Here is a 22,115-nt window from a genome sequence, read left to right as displayed (position 1 = left end):
TTCAATGATTTAGGGTCAAAAGCGTTTGCATTACGCATAGCTGGATCGCAAAACACAAATTACGGATATGAATATGGTTACGATTTACGGCATCAAAAACTGCGATACAGTTCGCAAGTCCCTGAAATGGTTCGACGCCAAAGGTGTTGAAAACAAACTTCATGATTTTCGTGCCGATGGTATTGATGCCAAAACCATCCAGGACTGGCTTGATGAAGTGGGTGGCAAAACCCTGATCAATAAACGCGGACCAAGCTATCGCAACCTGTCTGACGACGATAAGGCGACGCTTGAACAGGGTGGGGCCGACGCCGCCAGTATTCTTGCCGCCAATCCGACTGTGATCAAACGTCCGGTTGTTGATTTTGGCAATGTCCGGACGGTTGCCTATGACGAAGCGCGCTGGACCGAATTGGCCGGGTTGTAAGGATACAAAAAAATGACGAAACCCATCGTGCGTGGCGTGATCTTTGATTGCGATGGCGTGCTTGTTGATACCGAAACCTTGGCCAATCGTGTGTTGACCGATCAGCTATGTGAGTATGGCTGTGACATGACGGTCGAAAAGACCCACGATCTGTTTATCGGCGGTACGCTTGCCATGGTGCCGCCCAGAATGAAGGAATTGTTTGGCATTACATTGCCAGACGATTGGCTTTCAAGCTGCTATTCACGCACGTTTGATGCCTTTAAACGTGATCTGGAACCCTATCCCGATTTAATGCCGATCCTTGATTTTTTGGATGCCAAGGGCATTCCGATGGCGATTGGCAGCAACGGCCCGCATGACAAAATGGATGTGTCATTGGGCAAGGTCGGCCTGAAAGAACGCTTTAACGGCAATATCTGTTCGGCGCATGACGTCGCCAATGCCAAACCACACCCGGATGTTTATTTACTGGCGGCGGAAAAAATCGGCGTGCCGATTTCTGAATGTGTTGTGGTCGATGACAGCCAAAATGGCGTACGTGCCGGAGCGGCATCTGGGGCGACGACGGTTGGTCTGGTTGATATCACGCCAGCCAATTTGTTGCGCGACGCCGGGGCGGACTATATCGCAACGGATCATCGCGCATTGCGAGACATGCTTTCAGATTGGCTGTCTTAACGGCATCTAAGCACGCGCTATAACGTCGTGGAATTTAAAAACTGGGCGATGATGATCATCGTCCAGTTTTTTTGTGTTTTCCGATCCATTAAGCATATCTGGAAACGCAGTCGCATGCGTTTCTACCGTGTGTATCCAACATAACCTCGCGTAATAGGTTTCATCGTCCTGAAAATTAACAGCTTATTTTGCGCAGTTTTCCGCCAAATATGAAACGTTTCAAAAATATGAAACGTTTCATATTGACAGGTTTTCGCCAATAGGTTTTGAATATGTAACCGAATGTAACGCAATGAGAACAAAACAAATGCGTCGTTCGGTTTCATAACATCGGGAGGAAACGATGAAATTTCTAAAGATGGCTGCCATCGCAGCCACAAGTCTTACCTTGCTTGGCAGTGCGGCGCACGCGGCCGATGACAAACCGGTTGTCGGTTTGGTTATGAAGTCACTGGCAAACGAATTTTTCCAAAACATGCTGGAAGGGGCGAAGGCCCACGAAGCCAAACGCGGCGATTATGAATTGCGTGCTGTTGGCATGCAAAACGAGACCGACATTGAAACGCAGATCAACGCGGTCGAAAACTTCATTACCCAGGGCGTGGACGCGATTGTCGTTGCCCCGGCGGATTCACGTGCAATGGTTCCGCCGCTTAAACGTGCCAAAGAAGCCGGCATTGTTGTGGTGAACTTCGACGTGGCCCTTGATACCAAGGCCAAAGAAGAAAACGATGTCGAACTGGCCTTTGTCGGTCCTGATAACCGGGAAGGCGCAAAGATGGCTGGTGACGCATTGGCCAAAAAAATCGGCAAGGGCGGCAAAGTCGTTATTGTTGAAGGTAACCCGGGCGCAGATAACGCGCAGCAACGCAAACTTGGCTTTGACGACGCGGTTGAGGCCGGTGAGCTTGAACTTCTTGATAGCCGCACCGCCCATTGGGAAACCGAAGAAGCCAACACGGTCTTTAGCAACATGTTGACCGCCCATCCCGACATTGAAGGGGTTATGGCCGCAAATGATTCAATGGCAATTGGCGTTGTGAAGGCGCTTGAATCCGCGGGTCGTACCGACATCCAGGTTGTTGGTTTTGACAACGTTCCTGCCGTTGGTCCGATGATCAAGGATGGTCGTTTGTTGGCAACCGTCGATCAGTTCGGTCAGGAAATGGCGGCAAACGCAATTGATATGGCGCTTGAAGTTGTTCGCGGTGGACCGGAACTTGAAGGTTGGGTCAAAACGCCGATCAAACTCGTGACGGCTGAGTAAACCTCGCAGCATATGGTGCATGGGGCTCGTTCCGGGCGACATGCACCATTTCGCGTGCACCTGAATTGCCAACAAACTGGATAAATCAATGGCCGCCACGCAGTCATTTGAGCAAGCGGCAAATTCGAATTTGGCCGCTGACGAAATTCTACATGTCGATAATCTTCGTAAGCATTTCGGTGGTGTTAAGGCGCTTGACGGCGTCAGCTTTTCACTGCGCCGGGGTGAAGTCCATGCGCTTGTCGGTGAAAATGGCGCTGGCAAGTCGACCTTGATCAAAATCCTGTCGGGCGTTTTCCCCTATGACAGTGGTACGGTCACCCTGGATGGGGCTCCGTATCGACCGGCCAGTCCCCGCGATGCCAAGGCACATGGGGTGCAGGTCGTTCATCAAGAATTCAATCTGTTAAATCATCTTAGCGTTGCTGAAAATATCAGCATCGAAGCAATGCCCAAAACTCGTTTTGGGTTGCTTGACAGTGCGGAAATGAACCGCCGTGCGCGTGCCGCACTTGATGCGATTGGCTTGCGCGATGTTGATGTCCGCAGCAGCGTTCAAAAACTGGGCATTGCGTATCGTCAGTTGGTGGAAATTGCCCGCGCCCTGCAATCAGAAAGCCGTATTCTGATTTTGGACGAACCAACCGCAACCCTGACAGAACGTGAAACAGAACGCCTGTTTGATATTGTTGGTAAAATCAAATCAAAGGGCGTCACAGTTGTTTTCGTTTCCCATCACCTTGAAGAAGTGTTTGGCATTTGTGACCGGGTGACGGTGTTTCGAAGCGGTGAAACAATTGCCACTGAAAACATTGCCGACACCAAACCACAAGACGTGGTGCGCCATATGGTGGGGCGCGAATTGGCCGCTGAAATGGAACAGGCGGAAAATCACAAGGTCGGGGATGTTGCCTTGTCCTTACGTAATTTCCGCGTTGCGCAATCCCCCCATGCCGAGGGGGTGTCGCTTGATATCCGGTATGGCGAAATCGTCGGGATCGCGGGGCTTGTCGGGGCGGGGCGCACGGAATTGCTGCGCGGGATTTTCGGCGCAGAACCGATTGTTTCAGGAACGATCGAACGTGACGGTGTCGCCGTCCAATTTAGCGGACCACGCGACGCCATTGCATCGGGCATCAGTTTCGTCACCGAGGACCGTAAGGATGAAGGCCTGATTTTGGATATGCCAATCGCGGCAAACGTATCATTGGCCAGCATGAAGCGCGTATCGACGAACGGCTTTTTGCGACCGGCCAATGAACGCAAATTGGCCGAGGAAGCGGGTGCAAATCTTCGGCTGAAATACGGCAAGATCACAGACCCGGTTGCGAGCTTATCAGGCGGTAATCAGCAAAAGGTGGTTCTTGCCAAATGGCTTATCCGCAATCCCAAGGTTCTTATTTTGGACGAACCGACACGCGGTGTTGACGTTGGGGCCAAGGCCGAAATTTACGCCATACTAAAACGTCTGGCACAGGATGGTGTTGCCTTGCTTGTGGTGTCGTCGGAAATGCCTGAATTGATGACGCTGGCGGATCGGGTCGTGGTCCTTGCCAATCATCAAATTCGCGGCGAATTGCCGCGCGCTGAATTCTCACAGGAAAAAATCCTGAAACTGGCGTATGGCCAGGAAAATCAAGGTGGGAAACGTTAAAATGACCACGAATGTAACCAAACAGGACGTGGGGCCTGAAAGCGGCCTTTCAATGCGCAATGTGATCCACAAAGCCGGTATCAGCGTTGCCTTGCTTGGCTTGATCATCTTCTTTTCGGTGTTCACAGAACATTTTCTGACACCAAATAACATCACCAATATCCTGACCCAGATTACGATCAATCTGGTGTTGGCGGTTGGTGTTACCTTTGTCATCCTGATTGGCGGAATTGATCTTTCGGTTGGGTCTGTTATGGCCTTTGCCGCCGTTGTCGCAGGCAAGGCAATGACGTTGCCCGATATCGGCACGTTCGAGGCCATCGCCATTGCGGCCTTTGCCGCCGTGATTGCCGGAACGATTTGCGGTTTCATGAATGGCGTTGTCAGTGCTTATTGGGGATTGCCGTCCTTTATTATCACGCTGGGCATGCTCAATATCGCGCGTGGGGCGGCTTTGCATGTCTCAAATGCTCAGACAATCTATTCCTTCCCTGCGGCGTTTAATGCCTTTGGCTCGGCCATGGTGTTCGGTGTGCCGTTGGTGTTTGTTGTCGCCCTGTGTTTGGTGTTTCTGGCGTGGTTTGTCTTGACCAAGACGGTGTTTGGCCGACTGTTATACGGCATTGGCAATAACGAAGAGGCCGTGCGCCTCGCCGGGCATCCAGTGTTTTGGTACAAGGTTGCGGCCTTTACCATTTGTGGCCTGACGGCCGGGGTTGCGGCCATCGTCTATATGGCGCGTCTTAATATCGCCAGTCCGATTGCCGGCATTGGGTTTGAGCTTAATGCGATTGCGGCCGTGATCATTGGCGGCACCAGCCTAAGTGGTGGGCGTGGGTCGGTGATCGGCACATTGCTTGGTGCCTTTATCATCGGGGTTCTTGCCAATGGTTTGATCCTGCTTGGCCTGAATGATTTTATGCGCCAGATGATTACCGGGGTGGTTATCATTATCGCCGTTATTCTTGATTATTATCGTGCAAAGTACGCTGCAAAATGAAACGAACACAGCTTCTAAATCGTCATATCAGCCGCCTTGTCGCGGAACTGGGCCATATGGATGAAATCATCGTCGCCGATGCCGGTTTGCCGGTGCCCAGCGGTGTTGAGGTTATCGATCTTGCCGTTTGTCCCGGTCTGCCATCGTTTTTTGATGTGCTAAGCGCGCTTAAAAGCGAACTTGCCATCGAGGCCGCCATTTTCGCCAAAGAGGCGTCCCAAGAACTGGCGGGAACCTTGACCGCGACGTTAACCGCATGGGGTGACGAGATTGGGAAAAATGTCGATATCACGCGCATATCCCACGACGACTTTAAAAAACGTAGTGCCACGGCAAAGGCCGTCATCCGAACCGGGGAAACAACGCCTTATGCCAATGTCATCCTGATCAGTGGGGTGGTGTTTTGACGCGGATCACGGTTGTCGGCAGCATCAATATTGATTTGACCAATTACTTTGATGACTGGCCCTCGGTGGGTCAGACCGTCACCGCCCTTGAAACCCGCATTTCATTGGGGGGCAAGGGGGCCAATCAATGTGTGGCCGCTGCGCGACTGGGCGGTGATGCCGTGATGGTCGGTGCGGTTGGTCAAGATGGGTTTGGCGATGACGTTCTAAGCCGCCTTGAAATGCCGGGCTTACAGTGCAAGGTCGACCGGGTTGCCAATACCGCCACAGGCATGGCCTTTATCGATGTTGTGCGTACTGGTGAAAACATTATTCGGTTGTCAGCGGGGGCCAATGGTGTGCTTGACATCGATATGGTCAATGCGCACCGCGATGAGATTGTCGGTTCAAAGGTAGTGTTGCTTCAAAACGAAGTCCCGGTTGCCGCATCACTTGCCGCGGCGCGTTTGGCGCGTGATGCGGGGGCGATTGTGATTATGGATCCGGCCCCGGCACCCGTTCCGATGTGGGGCCGCGATATTTTATCGGCGTTTGATATCATTACCCCCAATGCGCACGAGGCCAAACTGATCCTGGGATCAGAGCCAACCACACTGGCCGAGGCACGCGATGCCGCCAAGGCCATCTGTGAAACGGGCGTTGGTACGGCCATTGTTACAATGGGCGGCGATGGTGTGGCGTGGTCATCGAACGGTGTTACGGGCGATATGGCAGCACCAAAAGTCGATACAATTGATACGGTTGCCGCGGGTGATTGTTTTAACGGTGCCCTTGGTGTCGTGCTGTCTGAAGGGCGGCCAATTGACGACGCCATTCAGTTTGCCGTTTGCGCCGCAGCCCTTGCGACAACGCGAAAAGGTGCGTCGGTATCTGTTCCCGAACGGGGCGAGGTCGACGCGTTTTTGGCGGGTTTTGGTTGATTTTATCGGCGCTGAAACCATCGTCTAATTCTTGGATAACGGGGCCTTTTGTTATAGGAATAAGCAACAGCAATCAGGAGCGCGGTAAACACGATGGCAACAATAAAAGACGTCGCTGCGCGGGCAGGGGTGTCTGTTGGAACAGTGTCCCGCGTGTTGGCAAACAACCAAACCGTTAAGCAACCGCTTCGCGAAAAGGTATCAGATGCGGTTGCTGAGCTGGGTTATAAGCCCAATTTGGCCGCGCGGGCGTTGCGCACCAACCGCATTGACGTGATCGGGGTGATTGTCCCGGATATTACCAACCCGTTCTTTGCCCAGATTGCCAAGGAAATTGAAATTCAGGCCGCCGATATGGGCCATTCGGTCATGTTGGCCAATACCCATGATGATCAGCAGCACGAAGCCAAGCAAATCTCGGCACTTCTCGATCGTGCGCCGCGTGGGATCATTGTGATTGCGGCCACTGATAACGGGAACTTTGCGCCCGAAACGGATATTCCCATTGTCGCACTGGATCGGCCCTTTGGCGATTTCGCGTTTGTTTCCACCGATCACGAGGCTGCCGCCGCCTTGATTGCCGATCATATCTGTGATCTTGGTGTTGAACGGGTGGCCTATATTGCCGGGCCACAAAGCACTCAGGTTGCGCGGGTGCGCAAGGCCGGCTTTGTGAACCGGATTTCGGAACGTAATAACGCAGGCAGTCGGGTTGAATTACAGATCGAAGAAGCCCTGTTTGATTACGCATCTGGCGAAAATATTGCGCGGCGATTGCTTAGTCTGCCGATGGATCAACGGCCCCATGCCATCGTCGCGGCCAGCGATCAGCAGGCGATTGGTGCTTTGCGGGCGGCCCTTGATCTTAAGCTGCGTGTGCCGGACGATGTCCTCATCACGGGATTTGACGACATTGCGTTGGCATCCCTTGTTGTACCGCGTTTAACGACCATCCGCCAACCGTCATCGGAATTGGCCCGACGTGCGTTGGAACTCGTTCTTGATCCAACAGAGCTTCGCAATACATCGTCACTGCTTTTGCCGGGTGAGCTGATTGTCCGTGGATCGTCTGGTGGTCCGCGAAAATCGGTGTGACCTTTTAAAATGCAAAAAGTCCGGTAAATGCACCGGACTTTTTGTTTAACGGTCTTGTTCTGGGATAACGGTCACTCGCCAATCACGATGCCCTCGCGACGCGGATCGGCGCCGCCAATTAGGCCATTTTCCGTGATCATGATGGCGTGAATGCCGGAATTAAGATCGCGGATATTGGTCTTGAAACCCATTTTCTGAAGGTCCGGTTCAAGGTTTTCGGCCCATGTTCCTTCTTCCAGATCAAAGGTGCCAAACCGATTGACCAAATGGGGCATGCTGACTGCGTCCTGTGGCGGCAGTTGCCAGTCAATCATCGCAATAATCGATTGCGCGACATAGCCAATAATCCGTGATCCGCCCGGTGACCCGGTTGCGATGAAAGGTTTATTGTCCTTCATTACAATGGTTGGTGCCATCGAGGATCGTGGACGTTTGCCCGGTTCAAGCCGGTTGGCGATTGGAAGGCCATCTTTGTGCGTGCGAAATGAAAAGTCGGTCAATTCGTTATTAAGCATAAAGCCCCGCACCATAAGCCGTGACCCAAAGCCATTTTCAATGGTGGTTGTCATTGAGGCGACATTGCCATAGGCATCGACAATCGAAAAATGACTGGTGCTGGGCAATTCAATTGCTTCATCGTCGGCAAGGTTCATTGCGTGGCTAAAGGCAGGCGATCCTGGTTCGACGGATTCAAGGGCGCTGTCACGACGCAGCAGTTCTGACCGGCCTTTCAGGTACGACGGGTCAAGCAATCCACGAACGGGCATGGGAACGAAATCAACATCGGCCATGTATCGGCCGCGGTCGGCAAAGGCCAAGCGCGAAGCATCGCCAATCAGCCGCCAGCTTTCCGGGGCATTCGGGCCAAGGGATGCCATGTCATAAGGTTCCACAAGACCAAGAATTTGACCAACTGTCAGCGCCCCGGACGACGGCGGGCCCATGCCACAAACATCATAGGTGCGATAGGTCGCGCATACCGGCGCGCGTTCCTTAACGTGATAACGGGCAAGGTCGCGAAGCGATAAAACGCCGGGGTTCCAGTTGGCACCTTTGACCTTATCGACGATGTCTTGGGCAATTTGACCGTTGTAGAAATTTTGGATGCCGTTTTGAGCCAAATCCTGCAACGTTGCGGCATAGTCTGGATTTTTAAGCGTTGTGCCCGCGGTTAAAGGCGCTCCGTCTTTGTCAAAGAAGTGGCTTTTTGCCACCGGATCGCGCGACAGTTTTTCCTGGTCGCTGGCAATCAGTTCGGCCAACCTTGGCGACACGGCAAAGCCATTGGTGGCCGTGCGGATTGCAGGGCGAAGCAAGCTTGGCCATTCAAGTTGACCCCATTTTTCATGGGCGGATTTGATCAATGCCGGTGTGCCGGGCGTTCCGACTGAGCGTCCGCCAACAACCGCGTCATAGAATTTAAGCGGTTCGCCATTTTCATCCTGAAAAAGCGTTGGTGTGGCATTTTCGGGTGCGGTCTCACGGCCATCAAGCGTGGTTAGCTTGCCATTTTGGGCGTCATAGTAAATCAGAAATGCACCGCCGCCGATGCCCGACGATTGCGGTTCCACAAGGCCCAGCATTGTCTGAACCGTGACCATGGCATCAATCGCGTTGCCACCACGGCGCAACACATCGGCACCGGCCTTAACGGCCAACGGATTGGCCGCCGTAATCATCCAGTGATCAGATTTGACCGATGTTCTTGGCGCTGTTTCGGACGCGGTGCGCTGTATGTTGCCCTTTTCTGGTACAACAGCATCGGTGGCCTGCTGGGCATTTGCGCGTGCGATCTGCAGCGTCGCCAATCCAACAAGACCCAAGCTAAGCGCCACGTACAAAGACATTTTCTTTTGGGGCATATCCACAACCTTTTTCTGGTGACGGGTAAATCCAGAGGTTGTTTATGCTTCCAGACTTTCTATGAAATAGAAAGCTCTTGTTTTGTATATTTGTCAGGCGGCGCTTTTGTTGCCTTTGCGACGTTCTTGGGTAACCAGCGTAATCTCAAGCCATTGCAGGATGGTGTCCGCGACCTTTTCCCAGTTTTGGTCCAGCATCATGGCGTGCGCGATATTATCAATCAGCGCGTAGTCGGCGTTATAGCGCCGCGCGGTTCGATGGATCAGTTCGCTTTGGATAATTTCATCGTTCCGTGCGCCAAGCACAAGCATCGCCGGCGCATCCGTCGGGGACAAGAAAATGGGATTGGCGCCCATCATATCCATCAACGCGCGGTGGCTTTCGGTTTCAAGCCGACCAAAATAAATCATGCCTTCGTCTTCGGCGATATCAGGCGATAGCATCGCGCGACCCAGGCGATTGCGCAGTAATGTGTGCGGGCCGATGGCCTGTAACCAGAACATCTGCAAATACAAATCAGGCTGCGCCATTGCCATCATAGCGTTACTTGCCAAAAGTCCCTCAGGCGGGACGGAGGCCAAAAGAACAGCGGCCTCAACCTTATGGTTTTCGAGATATTTTTGAATGATATAGCCGCCCATCGAATGACCGATCAGGACCGGCTTTTGGCCCAGCGTGTCGACGACTTCTTCAAGGTCTTCGACATAATCATCAATGGATGCAAGGTTGCGTAATTCTCGGCCGCCACTGCCACCATGTCCGCGCAAAGAGAACGAGATTGTTTCAAACCCCTGATCGGCAAACCATGTCAGGAAATGCTCGTTCCAGCACCACGCACCGGTAAAGGCACCATGTACGAATACGATGGGGGTTTTACTTTTGGCTTTGCCGGTTGGGCTGCGGCGAAAAATTTCCAACTCGGGACTCATGGCCGGTCTCCTTGGTAGTGGGACGGACGAAAGATGAAGCCTTGTGTGAAAACATTATCTGTATGTTCGCACATGCAGCATAGATGAGTCTATCTTCATGTGGTTTTGAACAATCGTAAGTGCAATGATTGTCAGTACGGTTTTGATTTAATATGATTGAACCAAGAGTGGAACTAAACCGGATCGACCTGTCTACAATGTGGGGCGGTCCAATGAAAATAATACAAAAGTGAAAAGCGCGGGTACATGGTTGACTTATCTGTCGTGGGGATCCTCGCGGGGTTGGACGAGGATGCTCTTGCCGATGTTGAACGGCACATCAATCGCAGAAGTTTTTGTGCGGGCGCACAAATCATCGAGCCAGAATCAGACAGCTCAGACGTTTATCTGATCCTGTCTGGCCGGGTGCGTATTGTGAATTATTCCCTGTCCGGGCGTGAAATTACGCTCGAAGAAATTGGCGCTGGGGGCTGTGTCGGGCAATTATCCGCCATCGATGGGCAGCCAAGGTCGGCTTGCGTGTTTGCTGTGACGGATACTGTGGTTGGGACGTTAAGCCCGGCTAATTTCGAAACCGTTGTTAAAAGCCACCCATCGGTCGGATGGAACGTCATTCGGGAACTTGCCCGTATTGTCCGGACTTCGACCCGGCGGATTGTTGATGTCAGCACGCTGGGTGCCAATGAACGCGTGATTGCTGAAATCATGCGTCGTGCGCAACAGGTTGCTGATGCCAACGGCTTTGCGAAACTGTCGCCGGTGCCGGTGCATTCCGAAATTGCCGGACGTGTGAGCACGTCACGGGAAACTGTCGCGCGCGTGATGGGCAACCTTGCGCGTCGCGGACTGGTGACCAAGGATGACGACGGATTGATTGTTCAAGATGTCCGCCGCCTTGAAGAATTTTTAAGTCAGGCCATCGGTTAGTCAGGCAGAGCGTCAATTACCGAGTGACCATGGGCGCGAGAGACGTTTGTTCTTGGCGCGCTTGCCAAAGCTTAAAATAATTCACCAATTGTGACGGTTGTCACATGCAGATGTTGTCTGTTGCAGTAGTGATCGTGGTGTGACGGGCATTTTAAATGTTCGGCACATCTCCCCCAAGAGAGTTTACTGGCCGTGCATTTTTATGTACGGCCATTTTTTTTGCGTTATCGCATGGTTGTTTCCCCAACACAGATGTAATGTTGCCTCCTGTTTTTACGTTTCCCCAAGCAGGAGAATATCCGTCATGCGAATGTCAGTTGCGATGGCCGGGATTAATGGTGCGATGGCTGTGGCGCTTGGCGCATTTGCCGCACATGGCATGGCCGGTGCTGATATGGACTATGCGCGCAGTCTGGTAGAGAAGGGCGCGCATTACCAATTGATCCACGCCGTCGCACTTGTCGCCATTGCTGCCCTTGTACGTCAGGTGCCCAATGGCAAGATTTTGCGCATTGCTGGATATGCCATGCTGGTTGGAATTTTGTTCTTCTGCGGTGCGCTTTACGTGATTGCCTTTACCGGACTATCGGTATTTGGTGCCGTGGCGCCCATTGGTGGCCTGTCGTTTATTGCAGGTTGGCTGTTGCTTGCTGTGGCGGGATACAAGCACTGTTCTGCCTAAGCGGTAAAATGCTGGCCTTCTATTTCGCGTGTGTCTGTCCGAGTGCCAAGGGCAGGGCGATAAGGCAGTGCTTGGCCAGCGAAGCCCTCATGCCATTCCCAAATTTCAGACCAAACAAAAAAAGACGCGCCCAAAGGGCACGTCTTTTTAAAGTCTTGGTGTAACCAAGTTCCGAAGAACCAGATTACTTCATTTTCGCTTCTTTGAACACGACGTGCTTACGCACGACGGGGTCGTACTTGCGAAACTGGAATTTCTCGGTGGTATTCCGCGGGTTCTTCTTAACAACATAGAAGTAACCGGTATCTGCGGTGCTTACCAACTTTACGAGGATCGAAGCGGGCTTCGCCATGTCTCTGCATCCTGTCTTCAGGTGTATCTCAGGCGCCGGAACATAAAGGTTATCGTCAGACTGTCAAGCGATTTTGGCAAAAAAGAATGCAAAATCACTCAGCATTAAAAATGTCTGCGATTTCCTGCTGTCCAGCAAAGGCAAGTGTTCTGTAATCAGGATGGTTTTTAATCAATTCCAGCGCCACGTCAACGTCAAATGCAGTCCCGTGTGTTTCCGCCGGGCAAACACTGCGAAGCTCTTGGCGTGTTGCTTCATCCTGATAATCAATATGACGCCATTTCGTCATGACTTTTGTAATCTGATCACGATGGGCAATCGCGTTTGTCACCGGCTCATATGCGTGGGTCGTCTTCGCGGTTGGACTGCCGGTACAGATCGCAGGGAAAAGCCCAATGCGATCGAATGTATAGCCCGATGGGGCCGTCATCCGCGACCAGGTAAAGGTCAGCGTGCCTTTGTTGGGCAGATCGTTGATCGCCTGCACCGATCCCTTGCCAAAGCTGGTTGAGCCGATCAAGACCGCCCGATTGCGGTCCTGAAGGGCAGCAGCAACCAATTCCGCCGAGGAGGCCGTACGCCCGTCAATCAGGACGACAAGCGGTGCACCCGCACTTAGGTCACCTGTTTCGGCCTTAAACGTATGGCGGGCGGCTGTGACGCGTGAAAACGTATTACCAATCGGCCCGTTTTCCAAAAACAGATCGGCAACAGCCACACCTTGCTGCAACAACCCGCCGCGATTGCCCCGAAGGTCCAGAACAACGCCCTTTAGGCCGCCGGGATGAAGCTGCGCTGTCAGGATGCTGTCGTTTAACGACCGTGCAGTTGCGCTGTTAAAGCTGCTGATGCGGGCAATCAGGATATTATCGCGGAACTCGGTAAAGACCGTCGGATCAATTACCCGTTGGCGAACAATTTCCATCGGAATGATTTGTGCGGAATTAACGGTATTGACCTCAATCCGGACACCACTTCCTTCTTCACCATGCAGAAGGTCGGCGGTGTACTGGCTGGTCCGGCCATACATGTCATCGCCATTGACCGAAACAATTTCATCACCCGGAAGCAAGCCGGCCAAATCCGCCGGGCTATCAGGATGAACAAGCTTGACCACCGGATATCCTGGCCCACCAATCAAACGCACCCCAATGCCAACGTATCCGTCGCGGCGATAGCGTGCCTTTTCGGACTTTTGCGGGCCTTCATACCGGCTGTAACGATCCAGATTGCGGATCGCACCACTGATCAATGCCGATTGAATGTCACGTGTTGTGCTGGCCCGAAGCGGGGCCGAATACGCCCGATAGGTGCTTAACCCCTTTAGGGTGATTTCCGACAGCAAAAGCGGGCTATCAACGCTATCAAGTGTTTTGGGAAGCTTGATGGTTTGAACCGTTTGTGCGCCGTAATTCAGCACAAGATCGTCTGGCGTGATGTTGACCCGGATTTCATCATCGAGTTCAGACAGGCCATCAAGCGCGCTGACCAATATCTGTTCGCGGCTGATCGGATCGATATAGCGTGTTGCGACCAACTCAATCGTTTGGTTAAGCAGCTCCCGCGTTTGCGGATCGTCGACCGATGTGATGGCGGGCTGGTTCGAGGACGCACAGGCCACCTGCCAAAGACAGGCACCAACAATAGCAGCCATGCGCAAATGCGTTCGCAAACGATTTGGCGACGTGCAGACGTCTTTGATTGGCAGGGCAGCTGTAACCAATTAGATGTTCCGGTTCAAATAATGCGGCAATGCGTCTAATTCTAAATAAAAAAAGCCGTTACGCCAACGGTTATCCTTTGATCTTCATCGCCCATTGCGTTCCAAGAATCGCGCCTTTGATAAAAGGCAGGATCGCAAGGCACAGAATAACCGTGGTCGGCAGCCAGACCGACAATTGAAGCGCCAGTGACGGACTCATGGATTGCTCCATCGTCAGTGCACCGCCCACCACAATGTGCCCAACCAGAAAAATGGTGAAATAGGGTGGGGCATCGTCGCAGCGATATTCACCAATCGGGTGTTCGCAGACTTCGCATTGGGAACGCAGGGCCAGATAACCGTTAAAGGCGAAGCCATGCCCGCAATTGGGGCATTTGCGGCGTAAGCCACGCCGTAAACCGGTCCATAAACGATTGGCACTTGTTTCGGGGGCTGGGGCGTCATGCATGGGGCGATCACTCCTAATTCTTTTTCGTGGCTCTTGATCCGCGCACGAAAAAGGGGCATTCAGACAAGTGGTCATCATCATGATGTTCCATCGCCAAAGCAAGAGAATTCATTGAATGTAATTCACCTGCCGCGCGTGATCGGGATTGTTGAGCCTTATCAAATACCTGCCAAAGGAGTACCCCATGGGAACCGCTGACGATGTCGTCGCCAGTCTGAAACAGGACTTCATTGAGGACACCATGGACCGTATCGATCGGATCGAAACCACAATCGATCGGGTTGCTGGCGGCATGGATGAGGCCGGGCCAGGCATCGCAGAGCTGCGCCGCGAGGCACACACGGTCAAAGGGTTGGCTGGATCGTTTGGCTTTCCGCTGGTTGGGGCGATTGCACACCGCCTAGAAGATTATATCGCCGATCTGAGCGAAATTAACGATCTTGAGGCCGCATCGCTGGTGGATTTCACCAGCTGGATCCGCGAAATCATCGAAAGTGGGGCAAATCCGGCTGCTGATGAAGAAACGCGTATTTTGCGTTCCTTGCCGACCCGAAGCGTTAAAGCAGACGACGAAGGCACCAAAGATAACGATGCGGCCGCAACCGCCAATGACAAGGAAATCTTGCTGGTTACGGCGACGGCGGTACAGGCGCATTTCCTGCAACGTGAATTGCGCGAAAAAGGGTTCCGCACCATCACCGCACGCAACGCGGTCGAGGCGTTTGAAACCGTGGTTCAATCCCATCCAGATGCCATCATCACCGCCGCCGTTCTTGACGGGTTAAGCGGGATCGAACTGATCCGCGCCCTTGCTGCGATGAAAACGTTGGCTGATAAAAAATTGGGCCTGTTGACCAGCTTTGATGCCAACCATCCCGATATGGAAGGCTTGCCAAGCAATGTTGCGATCATCAACAATCGCGGCAAGCAAACCTCTGAACATCTGGCGAAATTTATCGAAACCATGATGTAAGATACGATTTCGAAAATTGGAATTCCCACGCAAAAGGGCGGCCATTTGGCCGCCCTTTATCGTTTGATCTGATCTGAGCAGTAACGCGTTATTGCGGTTTATCGCCGCGTTTGGCCGAACTTCTTGCAACCCGGTTCGATGCAACCATTTTACGCTGCTTTTTCGGGGTTGTTTTCTTTTTGCCGCCGGCTTTTGCCGCGCCAGTACCCTTGGATTTGGTGGCGGATTTTCCGCCGGGTCCATTGGCATCACGTGGCCCGGACCGGAAACCCGGTTTGCTGCCATGACGATGGCTGCGATCACCCGGGCTGCCACGACGCTTTTGCTGACCGCGACGACCGCGTGGGCGTTCTTCCAAATCGCGTGGGGTGATGTCCGCATGTTCAGCCAAACGCAGCGCCAGCGACCCTGTGGCCGCGTCCGCATCGGCAATGCGCACCACAACCTGATCGCCCAGACGGAACGTCTTGCCACGATTTTGGCCAACCAACATATGATTGGCGGCATCATGCACGTAATAATCGTCGGGCAGGGTGGAAATTGGCACCAAACCATCCGCGCCGGTTTCCTGCAACGCGATGAACAGGCCAAAATGCGTAACGCTTGAAATCTTGCCAGGGAATTCCGCGCCAACCTTATCGGCCATATAGGCGGCGACATAGCGATCAACGGCGTCTCGTTCTGCCATGGCCGCGCGGCGCTCGGTCCCGGAAATATCGGCACCGATTTGCTCAAACCGTTCGCCTTCTTCGGGCGGCAGGCCACCTTCGCCCAGTTTCAATCCAGCAATCAGCGCGCGATGCACCAACAGATCGGCATAACGCCGGATCGGGGATGTGAAGTGCCCATATTTGTTCAGCGCCAAGCCAAAGTGCCCGATATTATCGGGGCTATACATCGCCTGTGACTGGCTGCGCAATACCACGGTATTGATCAGTTCGGCTTCTGGCGTGTCTTTGGCTTTTTCAAGGATCTGGTTAAAATCACGGGGCCGCAAAACCGCGGCTTTGTTTAAGGTATAACCAGCGCCTTCTAGGAATTCACGAAGGGCTTCAAGCTTTTCCTCGCTTGGGGCATCGTGGATACGATACATGCAAGGTTGCTTGATCCGTTCAAGTTCCTCAGCCGCACAAACGTTGGCCGCGATCATGAATTCTTCGATCAGTTTATGACTGTCAAACCGTGCGCGCGGCGCGATGGCGACAATCTGTCCCTGATCATTGAGTTCGATCTTGCGCTCAGGAACATCAAGTTCCAAAACGCCACGGCGCTTACGGGCCTGTAAGAACGCGTCAAACGCGCCATAAAGCGGTTTGATGACCGTATCAAGCAATGGCGCGGTTGTGTCGTCTGGCTGGCCATCCATGGCGCGCTGAACCTGATCATAGGTCAAACGCGCCGCAGAGCGCATCATCCCACGACAGAACTTATGCCGAAGCTTGTGACCGTTTTTATCAAGCCACATTTCAACGGCCATACAGCCGCGATCTTCATGCGGGACAAGCGAACACCACCCGTTTGACAGCTCAAACGGCAACATCGGCACCACACGGTCCGGGAAATAGCAACTGTTACCGCGTTTTACCGCTTCACGGTCCAGCGCATCACCCGGGCGCACATACCAAGACACGTCGGCAATCGCCACCATAAGGTGCCAACCGCCTTCGTTTTCGGGATCGGTGTCAGCTTCGGCCCAAACCGCATCATCAAAGTCGCGCGCATCGGCACCATCAATGGTGACCAGCGGAATATCGCGAAGATCGGTGCGGTTGCCCATCGGCGTTGCCTTGGACTCACGGGCCTGCAATTCGACTTCGGGCGGGAATTCAAACGGAATGCCGCGCGCATGGATCGATACAAGGCTGATCGATTTGGGTTCATTGATATTGCCAAGAACCTCGGTGATCCGGCCTTTGCGCAATCCAAAATGTTTGCCCGGCAGAATTTCGGTCAACACCAGCGCACCACTTTCCAGATCAGGATGATCATCAAGTGGCACGGCGATCTCGCCGCTGTCTTTGCGGTCGGTCGGGACAACACGGCCTTCGCGCTCGTTCGGGCGATAAAGGCCCAAAACGCGCTGTGGTCCGCTGCCCAGAACCTTCATGATGCTGGCTTCGTAGGTTTGCTTGCCGGTATAGCGCAGCTTGGCCAAGATTTTGTCGCCAATGCCCGGTGCACTTGGTCCGCCACGGCGGATCGACTTTACCGTGATCTGCGGCGGTTCATAGTCGTGCTTCCACACATTTGGTTTGGCAAGAACTTCGCCGTCATCATCAATGCCGGTGATTTCAAGAACATCAACCGGGGGCAGGCGGTCTGGTTTGTCAAACCGTCTGCGTCCTTTGACGACATCGCCGCCAATATTCAGGTCTTTCAGGACTTTTTTAAGTTCAATCTTGGCAGCACCTTTGATGTTAAAGGCACGCGCGATTTCGCGCTTGCCAACGGGTGTCGGGCTCATGCCGATGAACTCAATGATTTCTTCCCGGGTCGGGAAGTACTTCTTATCGTTTTTATCGTTCGCCAACTTTGCGGCGTCCTTTCAATCGTGTGCCCCGAAAAGGAAGGCGGCGATTAAGTCGCCGCCGCCTTTTTCGTGGTTGTCTTTTTCGCTGCAGGTTTCTTTGCAGTTTTCTTTTTAGCCGGCGCTTTCTTGGCCGCTTTTTTCGGGGCGGCCTTCTTTGCGTCTGCGGTCTTTTTCGCCGCTGGTTTCTTGGCAGCGGCTTTTGTGGTTTTGCCAGACTTGGCTTCTTTTTCCTTGATCGCCTTGATCGCCATTTCCAACGTGATGTCGTCACGTTCGACATCGCGAATATTGGCCATGGTTTTCTTATGCTTTACAAAGGGTCCCCAGCGCCCAACAGCAACAAAAATCGGTTCCCCGTCATCGGGATGTTTGCCGATTTCCTTGCCTGCCTTTTCGCGCTTATCGGCGATCAGGGTAATGGCGCGGTTTTCACCAATGGTCAGAACATCATCATCGGCCTTAAGCGATGCAAAGATGCTTCCGGCCTGCACATACGGACCAAAACGACCAACATTGGCCTTCATTTCTTCGCCGGTTTCCGGATAAATCCCGACCAAACGCGGCAACGTCAAAAGTTCTTCGGCCTTTGACAGGTCAACAACCGATGGCTCCAGCCCCTTTGGAAGGGATGTGCGTTTCGGTTTAACCTTTTTGGGTTTGCCGTTTTTGCCTTCGACTTCTTCTTCTTCACCGAGCTGCACATAAACCCCGTATGGGCCTTTGCGCAGGGTGATTTCCTTGCCGGTTTCCTTGTCAACGCCGAGAACCTTTGGTCCGGCATCAAGTTCGGAATCCCCCCCATTCTCGTTGGCAACCAACGGACGGGTGAAACTACAATCGGGATAGTTCGAACAGCCAAGGAACGCACCAAATTTGCCAAGTTTCAGGCTCAGCTGGCCATCTTCGCATTTGGGGCATTTATGCGGATCTGTACCGTCCTCGCGGGCCGGGAACAGGTAATTTTCAAGCATCACCTGAAGCGCATCAAGCACTTCGGTAATTTTAAGTTCTTTGGCTTCGTCAACATTGCCTTTGAACGATGTCCAGAAATCTTTCAGAACATCTTTCCAGGCAAGGTTGCCCATCGACACTTCATCAAGCTGGTTTTCAAGGTCCGCTGTGAAGTTGTACTGAACATAGCGTTCAAAGAATTTCGACAAGAAGGCCGTAACAAGACGCCCACGGTCCTGGGCGACAAAGCGACGACGCTCCAGCAGGACATAGTTACGATCCTGCAAAACCGAAATGATCGACGCATAGGTCGACGGACGGCCAATGCCAAGTTCTTCCATCTTCTTAACCAGGCTCGCCTCGGTGTAGCGGGGCGGGGGCTGGGTGAAGTGCTGATCAATCGTGACATTACCAAGATCAGGTTTCTGACCTTCTTTTAACGGCGGCAGACGGCGATCATTTTCATCGTCTTTTTCGTCGTCCTTGCCTTCCTGATACAGTTTCAAGAAGCCATCAAACTTAACGACAGAGCCGTTTGCACGTAAAACAACGTGATTGTCATTCGATGACAAATCAACCGCAACCTGATCAAACCGCGCATCTTCCATCTGACAGGCAACGGTACGTTTCCAAATCAGGGTATACAGGTTCAACTGATCTTTATCGAGATGCCTTGCCACCTGATCGGGGCGACGGAACAGGTCGGTTGGACGGATGGCTTCGTGGGCTTCTTGCGCGTTCTTTGATTTGTTGGCAAAGTTACGTGCATTGGCCGGAAGGTACGCATCCCCGTAATCCTTGCCAATCAGGCGCCGTGCGGCGGCCAGCGCTTCGCCCGACAAGATCACGGCATCGGTACGCATATAGGTGATCAAACCAACCGTCTCGCCGCCGATATCCACCCCTTCATACAGGCGCTGTGCCAGCTGCATGGTGCGTTTTGCGCCAAAGCCAAGCTTACGCGATGCTTCCTGCTGCAAGGTCGATGTGGTGAACGGGGGCTGCGGACGGCGTTTAACGTCTTTGCGATCAACCTTTGAAACCGTGTAGCTGCGCGCTTCCACCTTTTCTTTGGCAATCTTGGCGGCGTCCTCGTTGCCAAGGGCCAGTTTATCAAGTTTCTCGCCATTCAAATGGGTCAGGCGGGCCGAAAACTTGCCTTCCGGAACGCCAAAGCCAGCTTCCAGTGACCAATATTCATCGGGCTTAAAGGCTTCGATTTCGATTTCGCGTTCACAAATCAGGCGCAGCGCCACCGATTGCACACGACCAGCAGACCGCGAACCGGGCAGTTTTCGCCACAGGACCGGCGACAGGTTAAACCCAACCAGATAATCCAATGCGCGGCGCGCCAAATAGGCGTCGACCAGCTCCTGATTAAGTTCACGCGGGTTGGCAATCGCCTCGGTCACCGCTTTTTTGGTGATTTCGTGAAATACGACACGATGGACATCACGACCGCGCAGCAGTTTTTTCTGCTCAAGCACTTCAAGAATGTGCCACGAAATAGCTTCCCCTTCGCGATCCGGGTCAGTCGCGAGGTAGATGGTGTCGGAGTCACGTGCAGCCGATGCGATCTCGCGGATCTGCTTTTCAGACCGGCTGTCTGTTTCCCAAATCATCGAAAATTCGTTGTCGGTATCAACCGAACCGTCTTTGGACGGAAGGTCGCGGATATGGCCGAAAGAGGCCAATACCTTATAATCATCACCGAGATATTTGTTGATCGTCTTGGCTTTGGCCGGGGATTCGACGATGACAAGATTCATTACGTTTTTCGTGTCCGGTTCTTGCGCCCGAAGGCGATTATTATGCTGTGTTTCGAATAATCCGTATAGGTGACACATATATATAGTGTGTCAGATGTCCAGATCAGATTGCGCAAAATGCAGCAAATCACAACAATATTTGTCACGCCTGCTTTCGACGCGACTCTCATTTCGCGATACGCGATACCCTATTTCCGGGGTGACGTTCAACCCTTCCTGCAAGTTCAAGTTCCGTCAAAACACTCGAAATGCTGTTTGCCGGAAGCTTGGACGCCCGAATAAGATCATCAATCAGAAGCGGTGTGGTCGACAAAAGGTCGAGAATTTTATCGCTTGGATCAGCAGGGGTATCTACAGGCGGCAATTCGGTGGAAACCATATCAATTTCAATGGGTTCAGCCGGTTCTTTTGATCCCGTATCTTGGGCGTCACGCGCCATTGATTGCATGATATCGTCATAGTGCGAAGGATCGGCATTTGTGGTCGCGTTGCGGGCCTCTGTGTTGAATTGGTGAAATTCTTCAAAAAGATGTGTGTTTTGCATCACATCACGCAAACTATCCAAAATCACATCCGCAGAGTCGCATAATATTGCGCCATCCCGGATCAGGCTGTTGGGGCCTGCTGCACGTGGATCGGTTGGTGATCCCGGAACAGCAAACACATCGCGCCCTTGTTCGGCGGCAAACCGTGCTGTGATCAGCGACCCGGAATTGCGTCCGGCCTCAATCACAACCGTGCCGTATGAAAGGCCCGAAATAATACGATTGCGGCGCGGGAAATGGCGCGCTTGCGGGGTTAGACCGGGGGGCATTTCTGAAATGACGCAGCCTTGTTCGCACAGCTTTTCATAAAGTTCGCGGTGCTCGCGCGGGTAAATCACGTCCACACCGCCGCCAAGAACCGCAATGGTGCCACCGACGGCCGCATCGTCATTTTGGTTGCCGATTTGCGGCGCTTGAAGGGCGGCTTCATGGGCAGCACCATCAATGCCGCGTGCCATGCCCGAAACAACAACATATCCAGCCCCACACAGGGTGTGGCTGATTTTTCGCGCAAACCCGCATCCATTGGCCGATGCATTGCGCGCGCCCACCATTCCGATTGATGGTCGGGTTAAAAGCTCAAGCCGACCAATGGCGTAAAAATAAGGCGGGGCATCTTCAATCCGTGCGAGTAGGGCGGGATATTCCGGATCGCCCCAAATGATCGGCTTGGCATTGCATTTCTGCGCCTGCTCAATCTCGGCAACCGTATCGTCCCGGCTGGCCAGAACGATTTTGCGCACGCCTTTGGTGTTCGCAATGATATCAGGCAGTTGCTCTATCGCGGCGCGGGCTGTGCCAAAACGTTCCAAAAGCTTGCGAAACGTAATCGGGCCGACATTGGTACTGCGCGCCAGTCGCATCCGCGAAAGACGTTCCGATTGCGATAATCGCGAAGGTTGCTGGTTGCTTAAAATCATAACGCCCGGATTGTGCTCATCCGGGCGTTAATTCGTCAAGTACTTCAAAAGT

19 protein-coding genes are annotated in these 22,115 nt (G+C 53.0%); 11 read left to right on the top strand and 8 right to left on the bottom strand.

All coding sequences use genetic code 11. The features are described from left to right. The first annotated feature begins 73 nt into the window (after positions 1-73). The 8 genes from HCZ99_RS12665 (at position 74) to HCZ99_RS12630 (ending at position 7,451) form a co-directional block, all read left to right on the top strand. Entirely contained in the window at positions 74-427 is a 354-nt protein-coding gene (locus HCZ99_RS12665) for an ArsC/Spx/MgsR family protein (protein ID WP_167447322.1), read from the top strand. Positions 428-439: 12 nt separating this feature from the next. Then, positions 440-1,108: an HAD family hydrolase gene (locus HCZ99_RS12660; RefSeq protein ID WP_167447321.1), complete on the top strand. Its 669-nt coding sequence runs from the start codon at positions 440-442 to the stop codon at positions 1,106-1,108. 343 nt (positions 1,109-1,451) lie between these two features. Further along, a complete protein-coding gene (locus tag HCZ99_RS12655; RefSeq protein ID WP_167447320.1) occupies positions 1,452-2,375 on the top strand; it encodes a sugar ABC transporter substrate-binding protein in 924 nt (307 codons plus the stop codon). 88 nt (positions 2,376-2,463) lie between these two features. Beyond that, complete coding sequence (locus HCZ99_RS12650; protein WP_167447319.1) at positions 2,464-4,029, top strand: sugar ABC transporter ATP-binding protein; 1,566 nt, start codon at positions 2,464-2,466, stop codon at positions 4,027-4,029. Between the two features lies 1 nt (position 4,030). Continuing rightward, entirely contained in the window at positions 4,031-5,029 is a 999-nt protein-coding gene (locus HCZ99_RS12645) for an ABC transporter permease (RefSeq protein WP_167447318.1), read from the top strand. Beyond that, positions 5,026-5,436, top strand: coding sequence for a D-ribose pyranase (gene rbsD / locus HCZ99_RS12640; RefSeq protein WP_167447317.1), 411 nt, complete (start codon positions 5,026-5,028; stop codon positions 5,434-5,436). The genes HCZ99_RS12645 and rbsD overlap by 4 nt, the downstream gene beginning before the upstream one ends. Then, positions 5,433-6,356, top strand: coding sequence for a ribokinase (gene rbsK, locus HCZ99_RS12635; RefSeq protein ID WP_167447316.1), 924 nt, complete (start codon positions 5,433-5,435; stop codon positions 6,354-6,356). The genes rbsD and rbsK overlap by 4 nt, the downstream gene beginning before the upstream one ends. Before the next feature lie 93 nt (positions 6,357-6,449). Then, positions 6,450-7,451 carry a LacI family DNA-binding transcriptional regulator gene (locus HCZ99_RS12630; protein WP_167447315.1) on the top strand — a complete coding sequence of 334 codons (1,002 nt, stop codon included), beginning with the start codon at positions 6,450-6,452 and terminating at the stop codon, positions 7,449-7,451. Positions 7,452-7,522: 71 nt separating this feature from the next. On the opposite strand, the gene ggt is transcribed toward HCZ99_RS12630, so the two are convergent. Continuing rightward, positions 7,523-9,313, bottom strand: coding sequence for a gamma-glutamyltransferase (gene ggt, locus HCZ99_RS12625; RefSeq protein WP_254869589.1), 1,791 nt, complete (start codon positions 9,311-9,313; stop codon positions 7,523-7,525). 93 nt (positions 9,314-9,406) lie between these two features. After that, positions 9,407-10,243, bottom strand: a complete 837-nt coding sequence (locus HCZ99_RS12620) for an alpha/beta hydrolase (protein WP_167447314.1) — start codon at positions 10,241-10,243, stop codon at positions 9,407-9,409. A gap of 246 nt (positions 10,244-10,489) precedes the next feature. Here HCZ99_RS12620 and HCZ99_RS12615 point away from each other — a divergent pair, with 246 nt between their 5' ends. Together HCZ99_RS12615 and HCZ99_RS12610 are read left to right on the top strand one after the other, a co-directional pair. Beyond that, positions 10,490-11,170, top strand: a complete 681-nt coding sequence (locus HCZ99_RS12615; RefSeq protein ID WP_167447313.1) for a Crp/Fnr family transcriptional regulator — start codon at positions 10,490-10,492, stop codon at positions 11,168-11,170. A gap of 304 nt (positions 11,171-11,474) precedes the next feature. After that, the gene (locus HCZ99_RS12610; RefSeq protein ID WP_167447312.1) at positions 11,475-11,852 is read left to right on the top strand and encodes a DUF423 domain-containing protein; all 378 of its coding nucleotides are present in this window, start codon (positions 11,475-11,477) and stop codon (positions 11,850-11,852) included. 184 nt (positions 11,853-12,036) lie between these two features. On the opposite strand, the gene rpmG is transcribed toward HCZ99_RS12610, so the two are convergent. From rpmG to HCZ99_RS12595, 3 genes are all read right to left on the bottom strand, one after another. Further along, positions 12,037-12,204 (bottom strand): 50S ribosomal protein L33, encoded by a 168-nt coding sequence (gene rpmG, locus HCZ99_RS12605; protein WP_008890790.1) that lies wholly within the window; start codon positions 12,202-12,204, stop codon positions 12,037-12,039. A gap of 94 nt (positions 12,205-12,298) precedes the next feature. Then, positions 12,299-13,858, bottom strand: coding sequence for a S41 family peptidase (locus tag HCZ99_RS12600; protein WP_167447311.1), 1,560 nt, complete (start codon positions 13,856-13,858; stop codon positions 12,299-12,301). A 139-nt stretch (positions 13,859-13,997) separates the two neighbouring features. Further along, positions 13,998-14,375, bottom strand: a complete 378-nt coding sequence (locus HCZ99_RS12595) for a DUF983 domain-containing protein (protein WP_167447310.1) — start codon at positions 14,373-14,375, stop codon at positions 13,998-14,000. 184 nt (positions 14,376-14,559) lie between these two features. On the opposite strand from HCZ99_RS12595, the gene HCZ99_RS12590 reads away from it, so the two are divergent. Further along, complete coding sequence (locus tag HCZ99_RS12590) at positions 14,560-15,348, top strand: Hpt domain-containing protein (protein ID WP_167447309.1); 789 nt, start codon at positions 14,560-14,562, stop codon at positions 15,346-15,348. 88 nt (positions 15,349-15,436) lie between these two features. On the opposite strand, the gene rnr is transcribed toward HCZ99_RS12590, so the two are convergent. The 3 genes from rnr to dprA form a co-directional block, all read right to left on the bottom strand. Further along, entirely contained in the window at positions 15,437-17,878 is a 2,442-nt protein-coding gene (rnr, locus tag HCZ99_RS12585) for a ribonuclease R (RefSeq protein WP_167447308.1), read from the bottom strand. Between the two features lie 47 nt (positions 17,879-17,925). Then, entirely contained in the window at positions 17,926-20,598 is a 2,673-nt protein-coding gene (gene topA, locus HCZ99_RS12580; protein ID WP_167447307.1) for a type I DNA topoisomerase, read from the bottom strand. 166 nt (positions 20,599-20,764) lie between these two features. Then, on the bottom strand, positions 20,765-22,063 hold the full coding sequence (gene dprA / locus HCZ99_RS12575) for a DNA-processing protein DprA (protein ID WP_254869588.1): 1,299 nt from the start codon (positions 22,061-22,063) through the stop codon (positions 20,765-20,767). Positions 22,064-22,115 lie beyond the last annotated feature (52 nt).

Origin of the sequence: Thalassospira lucentensis, assembly GCF_011806425.1 — a bacterium.
In the GTDB taxonomy this organism is placed as follows: Bacteria; Pseudomonadota; Alphaproteobacteria; order Rhodospirillales; family Thalassospiraceae; genus Thalassospira; species Thalassospira lucentensis_B.
The sequence above is the reverse complement of the archived record's forward strand: the minus strand, read 5'-3'. Positions and strand labels throughout refer to the sequence as shown.

Bases quoted from the DNA above. Each gene is read 5' to 3' on its own strand.
- HCZ99_RS12590 (WP_167447309.1), top strand. From the start codon at position 14,560: ATGGGAACCGCTGACGATGTCGTCGCCAGTCTGAAACAGGACTTCATT.
- HCZ99_RS12630 (WP_167447315.1), top strand. From the start codon at position 6,450: ATGGCAACAATAAAAGACGTCGCTGCGCGGGCAGGGGTGTCTGTTGGA.
- topA (WP_167447307.1), bottom strand. From the start codon at position 20,598: ATGAATCTTGTCATCGTCGAATCCCCGGCCAAAGCCAAGACGATCAAC.
- HCZ99_RS12650 (WP_167447319.1), top strand. From the start codon at position 2,464: ATGGCCGCCACGCAGTCATTTGAGCAAGCGGCAAATTCGAATTTGGCC.
- HCZ99_RS12620 (WP_167447314.1), bottom strand. From the start codon at position 10,243: ATGAGTCCCGAGTTGGAAATTTTTCGCCGCAGCCCAACCGGCAAAGCC.
- rpmG (WP_008890790.1), bottom strand. From the start codon at position 12,204: ATGGCGAAGCCCGCTTCGATCCTCGTAAAGTTGGTAAGCACCGCAGAT.
- HCZ99_RS12610 (WP_167447312.1), top strand. From the start codon at position 11,475: ATGCGAATGTCAGTTGCGATGGCCGGGATTAATGGTGCGATGGCTGTG.
- dprA (WP_254869588.1), bottom strand. From the start codon at position 22,063: ATGATTTTAAGCAACCAGCAACCTTCGCGATTATCGCAATCGGAACGT.
- HCZ99_RS12665 (WP_167447322.1), top strand. From the start codon at position 74: ATGGTTACGATTTACGGCATCAAAAACTGCGATACAGTTCGCAAGTCC.
- HCZ99_RS12660 (WP_167447321.1), top strand. From the start codon at position 440: ATGACGAAACCCATCGTGCGTGGCGTGATCTTTGATTGCGATGGCGTG.
- HCZ99_RS12655 (WP_167447320.1), top strand. From the start codon at position 1,452: ATGAAATTTCTAAAGATGGCTGCCATCGCAGCCACAAGTCTTACCTTG.
- HCZ99_RS12615 (WP_167447313.1), top strand. From the start codon at position 10,490: ATGGTTGACTTATCTGTCGTGGGGATCCTCGCGGGGTTGGACGAGGAT.
- HCZ99_RS12600 (WP_167447311.1), bottom strand. From the start codon at position 13,858: ATGGCTGCTATTGTTGGTGCCTGTCTTTGGCAGGTGGCCTGTGCGTCC.
- rbsD (WP_167447317.1), top strand. From the start codon at position 5,026: ATGAAACGAACACAGCTTCTAAATCGTCATATCAGCCGCCTTGTCGCG.
- HCZ99_RS12645 (WP_167447318.1), top strand. From the start codon at position 4,031: ATGACCACGAATGTAACCAAACAGGACGTGGGGCCTGAAAGCGGCCTT.
- HCZ99_RS12595 (WP_167447310.1), bottom strand. From the start codon at position 14,375: ATGCATGACGCCCCAGCCCCCGAAACAAGTGCCAATCGTTTATGGACC.
- ggt (WP_254869589.1), bottom strand. From the start codon at position 9,313: ATGCCCCAAAAGAAAATGTCTTTGTACGTGGCGCTTAGCTTGGGTCTT.